This window comes from Paenibacillus sp. FSL H7-0442, assembly GCF_038593105.1.
Taxonomy (GTDB): Bacteria; Bacillota; Bacilli; order Paenibacillales; family Paenibacillaceae; genus Paenibacillus; species Paenibacillus polymyxa_D.
This window is the reverse complement of sequence record NZ_CP151963.1, coordinates 3,111,938-3,126,543: the sequence shown is the minus strand read 5'-3', so window position 1 is coordinate 3,126,543 and position 14,606 is coordinate 3,111,938. Positions and strand designations below refer to the sequence as shown.

Below are 14,606 nucleotides of genomic sequence, written 5' to 3'. Positions count from 1 at the left end.
ATATATGAGTACAGATGAACAAAGTGAATCTACTTTGTCATCATCAAGATTTATTTGTACGGCCAATCACGGTTTTGCACCCTATGCTCAAGAGGAGCTTAGAAGAATATTTGGCTCTGTGAAAAGTACGATGCTTTTACCTGGTGAAATTTTTCTGGCTACATTACCTGCGGAAGAAATTGAGGTAGTGAGGACAATTACAGGTCAGCCGCCGATGTTTTTACGTCACTTGTTTCCTGTTCATTTTCAGGAAGAAGGAACGGATCTGGTTCAGGTGCAGGAGCGTCTGGTTGCATTCATCCGTAACCGCAAGGAACTGATGGATCAACGTGTTTCTTTACAGGTGCGCAAAGGATCTAATAGCAGCTGGACTGAAAGCGCAGGTGCACTTAAGCAGGCTTTGAGTGAACAATTAAGTGATCTACCTATGGAGCAAACAGTACAAGGCGCCGATGTTATTGTGTCCGTTTTTGCAGATACAGATACGTGGTATGCAGGTGTATCACGTCCTGAGGACAACCTATCGGATTGGAGCGGAGGTGCGGTTCGTTTTCAGAAAGAAGACGGACAAATTTCCCGTGCCAAATTCAAGCTATTGGAAGCAGAAGTAACGTTCGGCATAGATTTTGGCGCTTTCCATCAGGGACTGGATATTGGGGCAGCACCGGGTGGATGGACTTCCTTCTTACTGGAGCGGGGACTGAAAGTTACTGCGGTTGATCCGGCAAAGATGGAGCCATCACTGATGAAGTACGCCAATCTGACTTTTTTGCGTAAAAATGCAAGTGAAGTCAAATTTAAAGAGAATTCGTTCGATCTGCTGGTTTGTGATATGAGCTGGAGTCCTAAGCAAATGGCAAGGCTTGTTACTGATTTACTATATAGTTTGCGAAGTGGTGGTACTGCTATCGTTACGGTCAAGCTAATGCATAAAAAGCCCTTGGCGCTCATTCATGATGTAATTGCTTCATTTGAGGAGTCCGGCATGCAGATTCAGCGAGCTAAGCAGCTATTCCATAATCGAGATGAGATTACCCTGTACATGATTAAGTATGGAAAATAACACTTTACAATAGATACAGGTGTGCTATATAATAAATCCAAATTGTTCCTTAAAAATAATAATGATGTTTAAATCAAGGGAAAGCATCCCGCGAAACGGTTTTCATGGCGACATGGAAATTTGATTTTGCGGCAGCTTTCCCTTTTTTGCGTTGTTTGCTTAAGAAAGGAGGTAGGAGAATAATGAAGCAACCATCACAGTTGGAATTCGGATCAATTGTTGGTGAGCGTTACCGTATTGTGCGCACATTGGGTTCGGGAGGAATGAGCCGCGTGTTCATGGCAGAGGATTTAAAACTGCCAGGCAAGCAATGGGCAGTGAAGGAGTCGGTTGCCGAGCCACAAGTGATGAAGCTTGTACGCACGGAGGCAGAGATGCTGATTTCACTAAGCCATCCACGTTTACCAAGAATTGTTGATTTTTTTGAGCATCCCCCATCTGGAGCGGTATACCTGGTTATGGATTACATCGAAGGAATTACGCTGGAAGCATATATGAAGGGCTACCAAGGCTATATTCCACAGGAGCAAATCGTCCCATTCGCTTTGCAGGTACTGGATGTGTTGGATTATTTGCATACCCGTCAACCACCAGTCATTTACCGGGATCTGAAACCAACGAATATTATGCTGACACCGGAAATGGAATTTATACTGATTGATTTTGGAATAGCGAGGAGCTACAAGGCTGAGCTGGATCAAGATACGGTAAAGCTGGGCACAGTGGGCTTCGCTGCCCCGGAGCAATATGGAGCAGGTCAGACGGATGCTCGTTCAGACTTATACAGTTTGGGAGCGCTACTATTGTATCTCTGTACAGGAGGCAAATATAGCGAGTGGACTGCAGGAGTAGAAGGATATATACGCGGGGAATTGTCTCGTCATTTGATTCCAGTAATTCGAAAACTGCTGCGTCAGAATCCTGAGGAACGATTTCAATCCGCCGCGGAGGTCATTGGAGAACTGCGTCGCAGTGCTGATTTTCAACCTGCTCAACAAGAAATATCCGTTAATGATGCCTCAATGGATTATGCAGGCACAAGGGTAGTGGCTGTACTGGGTGTATCTGCCGGCTCCGGTGCTACGCATACAGCAATTACGGTGAGCCACTATCTGGCTCGAAGATCCCGCTCCGTAGCTTTGGTTGAGCTGCACAGCACAGCCAAAGCATTTGCCCGACTTCAAGAAGTCGTAGAAGGCACATCCGTTGGACAAATGAGTTCAAGTCGGCGTTTTGAAGTCGATGGAGTACATTACTGGCGACAAACATCGCGTGCGGATGTCATTTCTTTGTTGGGTGGTTCTTACAGATTTATCGTACTGGACCTGGGGAGTGGGCAGGATAATGAACGTCTGGAAGAATTCTTGAGAGCCGATTATCCGCTCGTCGTTGGCTCAGGGGCCGAATGGAGGGTTCAGGATATAGCAGGGCTAGCCCGATCTCTTCAGCGCCACCCACAGCACAAATGGAATTACTGCTTGCCATTGGCAACTTCGGAGGCGGTTCGCAGGCTTCGTAAGGAGCTGGATCACGATAAAGTATTTGCTCTACCGTTCCACTCAGACCCCTTCGAACGGGATGATGAGATGGATCAGGTGCTGGACGAGCTGTTTCGCGGAGTTATTCCAGACACCCGGAGAAGACGCTTCGCATTCCTTAAGCGACGGCGCTAAATAGAAAGTATATATCAAAAAGAGGCAGGGGAGAAGTTGTGTGTCCAAGCTAAGAAAAAGCAGTAAACAAAAACTGTATGCCGGTTGCATTGGCGCTGGGATTGTTGGCATTATCTTTGCCGGCTATCTTATGGTTAATATCCATCAAATGAATGAGGTTAGGAAACAGGCTGAGGTAGAGGCAGAACTGAAATGGAAAGTGTATGAACAAGAGCAACGAACCGCGAAAAAAGGCTGGGCGGTTGTCCGTGACATTTCTCCAGGTGAACAGATTGCATCTAATGATTTGAAGGGAATTAAAGTTCCCGGTTCTCAGGCTCCATCAAATTTGCTGGCAAATAAAAGTGAAGTTTCCGGAACCACAGCCAAGATTGAGCTTAAAAAAGGATCTGTGCTTACATCGTCTATGATTACTGCTGATGAACCCACACCTAAAGATTTACGCAACCGTGAGCTAAAGGTGGTGGTACTACCCAACAGTCTAAAGTCGGGGGACGAAGTAGATATCCGCATACAATTTCCAACAGGTCAGGATTACATTCTATTATCCAAAAAGAAGATTTCCCGACTGGAAGGTCCAATTGTCTGGGTCACTTTGAATGAGCAGGAAATATTATCGCTTTCGAGCGCGATTGTTGATGCCTACCTGCATAAAGCATCCATTTATGCTCTGACATATGTGGATCCCCAATTTCAGCCCAAGGCAGTCCCGACCTATCCGCCTAATGCGCAGGTATTAGCGTTAATGAATAGTGATCCGAATTTGATACACATTGCTGAACAAAAGCTGTCTAAGCAGCTGCGGGATTCCCTTGAAAATGCAATTAATTCATCAAACAGTGTAATTTCAACACCCGTGGAAAGAAGTCTGAGTGAGGAAATTGCAGCTCAACATGCGGGTGCTACTATAGAAAACCCAACAAGCGGGATTGATGTTACAAGAAATGAATATGAGAATGAGCAGGATCATCAAGAACAAACAAAGATTCTGACGCAGGGTGGAAGCTCTGACCCGTATGCCAAATAAATGAGAGAAAAGGAACGGAAGTATGAAAACATGGATATTTGCCGGGCTTTGTGACAAAAGTGATACCTTGTTATACATCAGCAGCATATTAGCAGCTTCCGGCCAACGAGTACTGCTTGTAGATGCTACGCTGCGGGGACGGTATCGGTATAGCATAGGGATGCTTGACAAACCACTTCCCATTACGCAGTTTAGTGGTTTTGATGTAGCAATTGGATTTACAGCATGGGAAGACCTGCATATAGGTATGAGGGCTGATCAGAAGGCAGAACAGGTTTATGACATTGTTATTTTAGATGTAGAGTTACTTGATTTTTGTCCAATTTCTGTTTGGAAAAGGGCAGAACTGCGAGTTTGGGTCAGTGATTATAGCCGCATGCTAATGCATAACGGACAGAATTGGCTTCAGCATTTATTCAGTCAACCTGAATTTCCCAAAGATCTTGTATTTCACAAGCTATTTTTACAGGCCGTGGATTGTGGTCTGGAGGAGCCGTATCTGTGGGAATACATGAATCATTTCCCGGCATCTTGGCAGCAAGAGCCATATATACTGCCATGGGATGAGGGGTTGCTTGCTCTGAAACTGGAAAATGAGCATAAAAAACAGCTAATACTAAAACCGCTATCCAGAATGTATAAGAAAGAACTATGCCGTTGTATTGGGGAATGGATGAGTTGGGAATTAAAGGTGATTCGTCGTGCGCTAAAGCGTGCGGAAAGGAGTAGAGCATGAGTACCATTTTGTTTTGGAGCCCCATTAAGGGGGCTAGTGGAAGTAGCTCTTTGGCGGCAGCAATAGCAATTACCATAGGCAATCTATATAGAGGAAGACTATTATTGACTCATTTGGGTCGTAGACATACTGGTATTGAATCAGGATTACCTATACAAGAGTATGGTATGGATGATCCAACCCTACAGCTTCATGAAGGGGGCTGGGATGCTGCCGCACGTTTAGTTCTGCGAGGGACACTGTCTAAAGAAAATATTCGTAATTATACGACACCTGTACTCGAACATACTTTGGATGTACTTGAGGGAACCTCCAGCTTTGGAGCTGCACCGCCGTTACTGTCTCCAGTGCTTGTACGGGCAGTAATAGATACAGCGAACCAATATTATGATTTAACGCTAATTGATGCAGGAAGTGGAGCAGGATGGGGGGCTGTACAGCATGAAGCATGTGCACGAGCCAAACTGGCTGTTCTTTCACTCACTCAGAATATGCGAGAGTTAGACGCTTATTTTGAATCCGTGTCTCCGTTATCTACCTACTCATCGTTACCCTTATTAATAGTACTTGGAAAATATGATGTGCATTCTCAAGTGAATGAAGCGAATATTCGCAGGAGATATGGCTACAAAGGTGCTCTGTATACAGTCCCTTATAACACCGGATTTATGGACGCATGGAACCGCAGGGATGTGATCGGCCATGTGCAGCGTGAGGTACGAAGTGGAAAAGGGCAGCCTCGTAAGCTTTTTATGACTGTAGGATGGGCGCAGAGTATACGTCATATCAGCAAAGCTATTCTGGAGGCGGCAGAGTCCGATCTTCGGCTCAAGGCTTTGGAGAGGGGCGCTTAAATGCTGTCCGCTCAAATGATCAACGGATTGATTCTTACCTGTATAGTATTGATGTGCATCGTACTGATTATTGTAAAATATCGAGGGAATTTTCACTCGCGACATTCAACCCTTCGGGTAGAAAAAAAGAATGAAGATGCCACATTCGAAACATTAATAGAGTATATCAAAAATGCACTTCATGAACTAAGTCATAGCCAGATGGCGGATGCCGGATTGCATGAAGAGGAATATAGACGGCGTATCCATCAAAGGGCGGAACTACGCAGGGCATTAAAGGACTGTGCCAATGGTAGCAGTGGAGATAAACGTTTTGTTAAAAATCTGATGGCTGAGCTTCTGATTCACGGTTACGGCTTAAACGAGAAAATCGTCGATACTGTTATGCCATTCTCCAGACCTGAGTTGTTTAGCATACAGGATCAATTCGAAATTATATTTTACCAATACCAGCAGAAGTTTGGCGCTGATGCACTATCACGTTTACTGGATACTTATGACTTGGCCGAAATGAGATATTCACAGCAAGGTGAAGAAGATGGAAGTTATCTCGTTACCGCAGAGGACATTCGTTATATCTATGATTGTGAGTACCGGCCCCTTTCCTTTTTGGAGAAGGTGGATATTATTGTCCAGCGGATTTATCAGCATTACAAAGGCTTTTCCGTCATTGATGATATTCGTGACCAGCGGATCGACGGTGTAAGTGGGGGCGTCAGTGGTATGCCGGAAGGTGGGATTCCTGCATCATCAGACTGGGCTTCCGATGGGTATGTATTTGAACAAACAACTATGCCTACTGCCAATAGTTATGAGAGCGTATGGATTTTTTATAAAGGTAAAACGATCCATCTTTCATTCCTTTCTTTCGGATCTGAGCGTGAACTTAAAAGGGTGTGCCAAAATATTTACAAATACAATTACCCGGGACAGCTTTCCGAAGCGAATGGTTATAAGGTCAATGAAATGAAGGATGGGTCACGGGTAGTGGTGGTACGACCTCCTTTCTCAGAATCGTGGGCTTTCTTTGTCCGTAAATTTGATATTCAAAGCGTATCGCTGGAACAGTTAATTAAGGGACAAAATGCTGATTTTCCAATCCAGCTACTTTCTTATTTAATGAAAGGCAGCCGGATTACTGCTATCACAGGCGCGCAGGGCTCAGGTAAGACGACGTTGTTAATGGCGATGGTCAAGCACATTTATGCTTCGTATACGCTTCGCGTTCAGGAAATGGCTTTTGAACTGCATCTACGCAGCATCTACAGTCGCCGTAACATTCTTAGCTTTCGAGAAACGGATCATATTTCAGGACAACAAGGGCTTGACTTACAGAAAAAAACAGATGGAACCGTCAATATACTAGGCGAAGTAGCAAGTGATGAAGTAGCTGCTTGGATGATTCAAATGTCGCAGGTTGCCAGTCTATTCACCATTTTTACTCATCATGCCAAAACATTTCGTGATCTCGTGTTTTCACTTCGTAATTCATTGCTCAAAACAGGAGTATTTCAGCATGAAGGCATTGCTGAGGAACAGGTAGTTCATGTCATTAACTTTGATGTGCATCTCAAACGTGATGCGGAAGGGCGACGCTACATCGAACGGATCACAGAATGTGTGCCGCGTGACCCGGATCATACGGATGCAGGCTCCAATGCTTCATCAAGCTACAGTTATCGCCACGTTATGGAATATCGGAACGGAAGCTATATACCGATGGAGCCCTTAACAGCCAAAAGTGTACAAGAAATGTATGAGCAGATGAATGTAAATGATGCCAGAGATTTCCGCAGTTTTTTGACCCGCTATTGGGAGGAAGACTATGAGTCTTAAAGAAATTTTATTATGGATTTTACTTATATCAGGTGGGGGCTTTACGCTTCTATATATAGCTTTATGGGGGTTGCGTAAGCGCAGTAGTCATGCAGTTCGCAGAGGACGAATTTATTCTGTGAAGGAAGGTCGCAAGGGAAAAGCGGTACTGCAACGTGAGCTACAAGCCTTACTGCATAAGTTGTACACGCTGTGTATGAAGGTCCCTTTCTTATCCGGATACATCACGAGTATACGTAAGCGACTAGCTGGTCAGCATGCCTACGATGAGTACAAGCTTCGCCTACAGACGATGAAGATGACACTGTTCATCTGGGGAGCTTTTGCTTGCAGTGGTGTTGTGCTGATCATGATGAAGCCAGGAATAGAGTTTGCTATATTAGCCGTTTTATGCGGAGTGGTAATCAACAGTCTTATTTTGGATATGGCCATTAGCCGGATGGAAAAAAGGCTACTTGCACAGATGATCGAATTATTCGCCAATGTGCGTCACTATTACCATCAGCACGGTATGGTGGAGGAAGCTATATCCGAAGCGGCCGATTTGGCGGAGGCAGAGGCCGGGAGACACGCACGACTCATCCATGAGGCGCTAACAGATGTTGATCCGCACGAAGCATTGGAAAGATACTATGAATCGGCTCCTAATCGATTTTTAAAAGCTTTTGCCGGTATCTCGTATATGGTAATGGAGTTTGGTGATCGGGTTGAGGAGGGCGGCTCCATTTACTTGAAGGGGCTCGGCAGTCTCGCACGCGAAATCCAGTTGGAGTTGCTGCGAAGAAATAAACTGGACTATCTGTTAAAAAGTCTAAACGTGATCGCACTAGCACCAGTTTTCTTTACCACCCCAATCGAGACATGGGCGAGGTCCAGCTTTCCCTCCATGGATGAGTTTTATCAGGGAAAATTGGGTTATATCACAAAATTATCCGTTTATATTGTGATAATCGTATCTTATTTCCTATTACAGAAGCTACAACAGACCGACGAGACAGGATATCGTGCGGGTAGAGGACGGAGGGTTTGGGAGCAGAAGCTATACCGTTTTCCTATCATTCGTAATGTGGTGGATTCTTTAATTCCGCGTCAGAATATGTCTTCTTATTTTCAAATAACCCGCCTATTAAAGGAAAGTGGTGCGGAGATTAGGCTGGAGTGGCTCTACATACGCAGAATGGCTCTTTGTATCATAGGATTGGTGCTCAGTATCAGTACGATATTTTTTTTACATGAAGCTGAGAGAACGCATATCCTTCACGCACCAGTGCAATCGGGTCAAATGTTTGGACGTTTAAGTCCGGTGGAGCAAAAAGAAGCTTTGAAGCAGAGTGAGATTGATCGCAAAATCATGCATTCGCTGAACATGAGGTCGAACAGCACATACGAACAGACGTACGCTGTTTTAGAGCATAATGCTAATGGAACTGCTACTCCTGAACAGTTATCCACAAATACTTGGCGTATCCTCCAAAAGCTAAAAGATTGGAATGATGAATACATCAAGTGGTGGGAAGTGCTGATTAGTTTGATTGTTGGGTACGCAGCCTATCAAATGCCTATGCTTTTATTATATTTGCAACGAAAAATGCGTCGGTTGGATATGAGGCATGAGGTGTATCAATTTCAAACAGTTATTTCCATTTTACGGGTTATGGAACGAATGTCTGTCGAGGAAATATTGGAGTGGCTGAACAGATTTTCAGTTATATTCAAAAGACCTCTGCAAAAATGTTTGCTTCATTATGAACATGGGCCAGAGGCAGCTCTCGACTTGCTAAAAGAAGAAGCGCCTTTGCCGGAATTTCAACGTCTCGTGGATAAGCTTCATTTGTCTTTAGGTAAAATTACGATTCGAGAGGCCTTTGATGATTTGGAATCCCATATGTCCTACTATTTCGAACAAAGAAAACAGGAGTATGAAAAAATAATAGACAGTAAGGCTATCTGGGGAAGGATGATTGGTTTTGCCCCGATGTATGGTCTTATCTTTTTATATTTGGTGATTCCGTTGATCGGCATGAGCTTTGTTCAAATGGATAACTATTATGAACAAATACAAAAAATTCAGTAAGAAAGTTAACCTATGACTAATACAAAATAACAAGCTAGGGGAGAAAAATAATGAATAACGCATCAACAGCTTTAAAGGTAGCCGCTGGGATATTTTTGACCATCGCTCTAATTACGATTGTAGTTATACTATTTATTTCAGCCCAGGAGGCGACTAAAACGGCACAAAATAATTTTGCTGATATTCAGACCGAATTGTCTCAAGCCTCTTTTACGGTATATGACGGCACAACGATTAGCGGTTCCCAGGTGACCAATGCGCTGCGGAAGTTTCAGGGGAAGGACCAATTCGGCATTCAGATTAAAACCGGCAAAAATATGGCAGGCCAGTGGTACGGTAATGCTCTGAACATTAGCCCAGACAGTGAACAGTATGGCGCCGTGAATGGTGGCAGTGATAAGACAGGTAAAATCACGAATACACTTAATGAGAAAGAGAATGAATACGTAAATCCGAGTGGTAAATTTAAAGCTGAAATCGTCAAAGACAAATCGAACGTGGTACGTGGGTTGTTGTTTACCCAGTCCTAAGCACTACAGCAGAGATAATAATCATAAAGGGGATGAGAGTATGTCTGATCACGCTTCAAGTATGCTGCGGCTTGGTGTGTCAGTTATTCTGTTCATAACCGCATGTGTAACGGCAGCAGACTTGTCCAGCCAGCTGGATGGTGCACTGGAATTAAGATCACAGCAAGAGGAGCATTCTGAAGGGCGAATAGCCCGTACTGCTGGGGTGGGGTTGCCGGAGCGGATTAAAGGAACTCAGGTCATACAGGCAATTCGCATGAACTTACAGGAGGGGATTTCGATTCAAGTCGACGGGACAGAGTATGATGTATTTTCTGAACCGTTTGAGCCTGATGTATCGACCCTGGATGCTTCCTCATTATATTCCATGTACCCCCAGCGTAATGGGAATGGGGACATAACATCTGTACGTTTTGAGAAATTGGGGGAAGACTGAAGTGGTTCAAACAATATCGAAGCTGTTGGGGGCGCTGCTCGCTGTATTGCTTTTGTACATCGTACCCGCAGCTCAAGCTGCTGAACGGCAGGATGATATATCCGGGTTAAATACATATCATGCAACTGTACGTTTTGTTGATATGGTAAGAACCAAGGGTTACATTACACCGACGATGTATAACGATTTTATGCGTGATCTGGAATTGACAGGCAATACGTACGAAGTTGACTTGGAGCATATGCACAAAAAGTATGTACCGGACTATGCAGATGCCGCGAAGCCAGACAGTTTTCTGGGCAATTATGAAGCTGTATATGATGGGTACTATAATTCGCAAATTTTTCCTGTACTGTTTCCTGACAATCAGCAGCCAAAATCAGATCAGACGCGTCGATATACCTTGATGGCCGGGGATTATTTTACGGTCCGGGTACATAATACGAATCGGACTCCTGCGGACTTGTACAAATCATGGCTTCTTGGTGGGGCAGATAGCGGCAAGCCAGCAGTTACAGCTTCTTACGGGGGCATGGTTCTGAATGAGGATTACTGATTTTGCGGTCATATTTATACTTTTGTTTTTGCCCTTTGGTGTAGTTAGTGACTTACGGGTGCAGAATCAGCGTGAAGTGCAGCAGCTAGAAATGAAATATACGTCGGCTCTCCGTACCGCAGTTCAGGATGCAGGGGTTGTGCTCTCACAGAATGAACGTCAGGAACGCGAGGCCGGATACGGATCGGATAAGTTTTTTCGGGTAGATAAAGAAGCAGCGCTGAACACGTTCCTGCACACCCTTTTTCTTAATGTAGGCATTGATGGGGATATAGTAGCACAACGTGCATTATTGGATTACATACCGGCTATTGTAATTCTGGATTATGACGGTTATTATGCGTTCACCTCAGAAGCCTATACAGACGAGCATGGACAAGCTGCTATTGGCCACAAATGGAGCGAAAAAAAGCCATATGCCTATGTTGATTTAGTAGGCAACAGTGTGGGGTTCACCTTGGATAATTATGTGCACGCATACGATGCTCGGAATCACAGGTGGATAGAGGGCTTTCAAAAGGAACTTCAGGATCAGACCGCTATATCTTTGCTGAATAATTCAGAAACTTTTGAGCAAATACGTCGTTCCACCATTGTTCGCAGCGTTCAAGAGGACTTGGCGCGAATTATTAATGTCCATAACGAAAAAGCAGCGCGTAACGGCATAACTTATTCGTTCACGCTACCGATCATTCCGCAAGAGGAGTGGTACAACACGGTAGATGATGTGGGGCTGATCGCGTTTATCCAAGGCATTCCGGTTGGAGACAGGTATTACAATAACTATGGATTTGGTGGTGGGAGAGTCGTTAGAAAGCAAGACATTATCGGTGGCATAGAACCAGATACTGGAATAAAGTATTTTTATAGAGATTCATGTCCAGCTCCCTTTAAAGCGAGTGAACGTTTCACGGATGAAAAATCTGCAGCAGCTGCGGGTTACTTTGAGTACAAATGTTATAATGGCTTAAAATAATCACCCTCATGGGTGGTTTTTCTTTTTTTAGGCAGATCCATACCAAAAAACCTTAAAATTCACTGTTTTCAATATTCCGATATGGTTGCAGAATGTGCTACAATAAAGCTTTGAGAGAAACGAAATGCATATGAAATAAGAACAGTCGGCAATGCCGATGACAATAAGGAGCCAAAAACAGCTTATGAGTTTATTGACTGTAGAAAATGTATCCCACAACTTTGGGGACCGCGCATTATTTAAAAATGTTTCCTTTCGATTGCTTGCGGGGGAACGTGTAGGTTTGGTAGGAGCTAACGGTGTTGGTAAATCGACACTCATGAACATTCTCACTGGAAAATTGCTTAAGGATGAGGGTAAAGTGGAATGGACTCCACGTGTGCGTTACGGCTATCTGGATCAGCATACCAAGCTGACACCGGGCAAAACGGTACGTGATGTATTGAAGGATGCTTTTCTTCCTTTGTTGGAATTGGAAAAGGAAATGATGCAGATTACTGACAAAATGGGGGATGCTTCTCCTGATGAGTTGGAAGTGTTGCTGGAACAGATGGGGGAAATTCAGGAGCAACTGGATATGGGGGATTTTTACCTCATTGATGTAAAGGTTGAAGAGATGGCGAATGGACTAGGTCTGTCGGCCATAGGACTGGATCGGGATGTATCCGCACTTAGCGGCGGGCAACGGACAAAGGTTCTTCTTGCTAAGTTGCTGTTGGAAAAGCCGAACGTCCTGTTGCTGGATGAACCTACCAACTATTTGGATGTAGAGCATATTGAATGGCTTACGCGCTATTTGAAGGATTATCCTTATGCTTTTATTCTTATTTCACATGATACTGAATTTATGAACCAGGTCGTTAATGTTATTTACCATCTTGAATTTGCCAAGATGACCCGTTATTCAGCTAATTATGAAAAGTTTCTCGAAATGGCGGATCTGAACAAAGCCCAGCATATTGATGCTTATGAGAAGCAACAGGATTTTATTAAGAAACAGGAAGATTTTATTCAGCGTAATAAAGCGCGTGCCTCTACATCAGGCCGAGCAAAGAGCCGTGAAAAGCAGCTTGATCGGATCGAACGTATTGATAAGCCTGAAGAAGCCGCAAAACCAACCTTTCAATTCAAAGAGGCACGTGCAAGCGGAAAGACGGTATTTGAGGGTATTGATTTTGAGATTGGTTATACACATGCCCTTTTGCCTAAAATGTCCATGACGATTGAACGTGGCGAAAAGATTGCAATTGTCGGCTACAATGGTGTCGGTAAATCGACATTGCTCAAAACCATATTGGGAAAAATTCCGCCAATCAGTGGAAAAACCTATCAAGGTGATTTTTTGCAGCCCGCTTATTTTGAGCAGGAAGTAAAGGCCGAGAAAATTACACCGATTGACGATGTGTGGAATGAATTTCCGCATTTGAACCAGCATGAAGTACGAGCGCATTTGGCGCGTTGCGGTTTGAAAAATGAGCATATCACGCGTCCGCTATCTGCGCTCAGTGGTGGAGAACAGGCTAAAGTCCGTCTTTGCAAACTGTTAATGCGTGAAAGCAACTGGGTACTGTTCGATGAGCCTACCAACCACTTGGATGTTAAAGCAAAGGATGAGCTGAAACGTGCTTTGAAGGAATACAAAGGGACCGTATTGCTTGTATCTCACGAACCGGACTTTTACGAGGATTGGGTAACCAAAACGTGGAATGTGGAAGAGTGGTCAAGTAAAGTTAACTAAAATCAGCTAAATCCAGTTCCAGCAAATTTCACACGAAGTGGGGTTTGCAGAATTAGAAAAATATGCTAAGCTATCTTTAGCTTATACAATAAAATAGTCACACTAGGGGAGCCGCCCATGCGGCTGAGACGGAATAAATGGATTTCGGACCCTTTGCACCTGATCTGGGTTATGCCAGCGTAGGGAAGTGAGCGCCGTACAAACAAGGCAACACCATCTTTATTTTTGTTTGTGCGTGGGACGATACACGTATACGGATATCATGGTCCGTTCGATTATTGGACGTTCGTTAAACCACTTCCTTGGGGAAGTGGTTTTTTTGCGTTTCGTTCATTTTAAGTAGTTCGAGCTTCCGTAGACGATTCACATATAATCCCCTTTCATTCCTGCTGGTAGACGTGGCTGGCTAAGCTTAGATCCTTTAGTCCAATGTGAGGTGAAGACAAAATCGAATTACACGCAATTTCGATGGAAAAGGGCACTTTTGCACAAGCCGCCCAAGTGGCTGCTGTGATTTGTCCGTATGTTCATTATGTACACGCACGTTTAAAACAGAATGGTGCCTCTGCATTGCTTTCTTTGACTCGCAGCCTGGTGGAGCAGGAAGTTCCTTTGCAACAAATTGTAGTAAATGATCGTGTGGATGTAGCTTTACTTACTTTGGTCGGAGCCGTTCAATTACCAGCTAATGGATTACCTGTTGTGGATGTGAAAAGCCTACTTCCAAAGGGTACACGCTGTGGAGTGTCTGTACATTCCTTGGAGGAGATGCAAATTGCTGAGCGGGCAGGAGCGGACTATGTACTTTATGGTCACGTATATGAGACCCATTGTAAGCCCGGTATTGTACCGCGGGGTTTAGCTCAGCTTGAACATATTTGCAGACTGTCAAACATTCCGGTGATTGCGCTAGGCGGCATACAACCGCATCATATCCCGGAGCTTTATAGGGCCGGAGCAAGCGGAATTGCGGTGATGTCTGGTATATGGGAGGCTGAGTCGCCCGTTGCAGCTGCAATGGAGTATAGGCGAATGGCAGACCTTGTAGTTCACAGCCTGTAGCGAGAAAACGAGAGTAGAGGCAAGCTGAAAGCAGAAGGGTTTATG

13 protein-coding genes and 1 riboswitch are annotated in these 14,606 nt (G+C 44.3%); all 13 genes read left to right on the top strand.

The genetic code is table 11. The annotated features are described in order from the left end of the window. Positions 1-4: 4 nt before the first annotated feature. Positions 5-1,063, top strand: a complete 1,059-nt coding sequence (locus MHH57_RS13530) for an SAM-dependent methyltransferase (protein ID WP_039271278.1) — start codon at positions 5-7, stop codon at positions 1,061-1,063. 179 nt (positions 1,064-1,242) lie between these two features. After that, positions 1,243-2,736 carry a serine/threonine-protein kinase gene (locus MHH57_RS13525; RefSeq protein WP_342435175.1) on the top strand — a complete coding sequence of 498 codons (1,494 nt, stop codon included), beginning with the start codon at positions 1,243-1,245 and terminating at the stop codon, positions 2,734-2,736. Between the two features lie 40 nt (positions 2,737-2,776). Continuing rightward, positions 2,777-3,763 (top strand): SAF domain-containing protein, encoded by a 987-nt coding sequence (locus MHH57_RS13520; RefSeq protein WP_342434208.1) that lies wholly within the window; start codon positions 2,777-2,779, stop codon positions 3,761-3,763. A gap of 22 nt (positions 3,764-3,785) precedes the next feature. After that, entirely contained in the window at positions 3,786-4,499 is a 714-nt protein-coding gene (locus MHH57_RS13515; RefSeq protein ID WP_340885634.1) for a hypothetical protein, read from the top strand. Next, positions 4,496-5,353, top strand: a complete 858-nt coding sequence (locus MHH57_RS13510; protein ID WP_342434207.1) for a hypothetical protein — start codon at positions 4,496-4,498, stop codon at positions 5,351-5,353. Before MHH57_RS13515 ends, MHH57_RS13510 begins: the two co-directional genes overlap by 4 nt. Beyond that, positions 5,354-7,189 carry an ATPase, T2SS/T4P/T4SS family gene (locus tag MHH57_RS13505; protein WP_342434206.1) on the top strand — a complete coding sequence of 612 codons (1,836 nt, stop codon included), beginning with the start codon at positions 5,354-5,356 and terminating at the stop codon, positions 7,187-7,189. It begins immediately after the preceding gene. Then, positions 7,179-9,263 (top strand): hypothetical protein, encoded by a 2,085-nt coding sequence (locus MHH57_RS13500; RefSeq protein ID WP_342434205.1) that lies wholly within the window; start codon positions 7,179-7,181, stop codon positions 9,261-9,263. Before MHH57_RS13505 ends, MHH57_RS13500 begins: the two co-directional genes overlap by 11 nt. A gap of 50 nt (positions 9,264-9,313) precedes the next feature. Continuing rightward, positions 9,314-9,793: a hypothetical protein gene (locus MHH57_RS13495; RefSeq protein ID WP_023988985.1), complete on the top strand. Its 480-nt coding sequence runs from the start codon at positions 9,314-9,316 to the stop codon at positions 9,791-9,793. Positions 9,794-9,833: 40 nt separating this feature from the next. Next, positions 9,834-10,229 (top strand): hypothetical protein, encoded by a 396-nt coding sequence (locus tag MHH57_RS13490; RefSeq protein ID WP_029517431.1) that lies wholly within the window; start codon positions 9,834-9,836, stop codon positions 10,227-10,229. A 1-nt stretch (position 10,230) separates the two neighbouring features. Further along, positions 10,231-10,785 (top strand): hypothetical protein, encoded by a 555-nt coding sequence (locus MHH57_RS13485; protein ID WP_165146629.1) that lies wholly within the window; start codon positions 10,231-10,233, stop codon positions 10,783-10,785. Beyond that, on the top strand, positions 10,772-11,761 hold the full coding sequence (locus MHH57_RS13480; protein WP_318627293.1) for a hypothetical protein: 990 nt from the start codon (positions 10,772-10,774) through the stop codon (positions 11,759-11,761). The genes MHH57_RS13485 and MHH57_RS13480 overlap by 14 nt, the downstream gene beginning before the upstream one ends. 184 nt (positions 11,762-11,945) lie before the next feature. Continuing rightward, complete coding sequence (locus MHH57_RS13475) at positions 11,946-13,499, top strand: ABC-F family ATP-binding cassette domain-containing protein (RefSeq protein WP_029517433.1); 1,554 nt, start codon at positions 11,946-11,948, stop codon at positions 13,497-13,499. A gap of 94 nt (positions 13,500-13,593) precedes the next feature. Then, positions 13,594-13,702, top strand: a riboswitch (TPP riboswitch). Between the two features lie 265 nt (positions 13,703-13,967). Then, positions 13,968-14,561: a thiamine phosphate synthase gene (locus tag MHH57_RS13470; protein WP_029517434.1), complete on the top strand. Its 594-nt coding sequence runs from the start codon at positions 13,968-13,970 to the stop codon at positions 14,559-14,561. The last annotated feature ends 45 nt before the right edge of the window (positions 14,562-14,606 follow it).

Excerpts from the sequence above, each read along its gene's own strand:
- MHH57_RS13530 (WP_039271278.1), top strand. The coding sequence starts at position 5 with ATGAGTACAGATGAACAAAGTGAATCTACTTTGTCATCATCAAGATTT.
- MHH57_RS13515 (WP_340885634.1), top strand. The coding sequence starts at position 3,786 with ATGAAAACATGGATATTTGCCGGGCTTTGTGACAAAAGTGATACCTTG.
- MHH57_RS13510 (WP_342434207.1), top strand. The coding sequence starts at position 4,496 with ATGAGTACCATTTTGTTTTGGAGCCCCATTAAGGGGGCTAGTGGAAGT.
- MHH57_RS13505 (WP_342434206.1), top strand. The coding sequence starts at position 5,354 with ATGCTGTCCGCTCAAATGATCAACGGATTGATTCTTACCTGTATAGTA.
- MHH57_RS13500 (WP_342434205.1), top strand. The coding sequence starts at position 7,179 with ATGAGTCTTAAAGAAATTTTATTATGGATTTTACTTATATCAGGTGGG.
- MHH57_RS13495 (WP_023988985.1), top strand. The coding sequence starts at position 9,314 with ATGAATAACGCATCAACAGCTTTAAAGGTAGCCGCTGGGATATTTTTG.
- MHH57_RS13490 (WP_029517431.1), top strand. The coding sequence starts at position 9,834 with ATGTCTGATCACGCTTCAAGTATGCTGCGGCTTGGTGTGTCAGTTATT.
- MHH57_RS13480 (WP_318627293.1), top strand. The coding sequence starts at position 10,772 with ATGAGGATTACTGATTTTGCGGTCATATTTATACTTTTGTTTTTGCCC.
- MHH57_RS13475 (WP_029517433.1), top strand. The coding sequence starts at position 11,946 with ATGAGTTTATTGACTGTAGAAAATGTATCCCACAACTTTGGGGACCGC.
- MHH57_RS13470 (WP_029517434.1), top strand. The coding sequence starts at position 13,968 with ATGGAAAAGGGCACTTTTGCACAAGCCGCCCAAGTGGCTGCTGTGATT.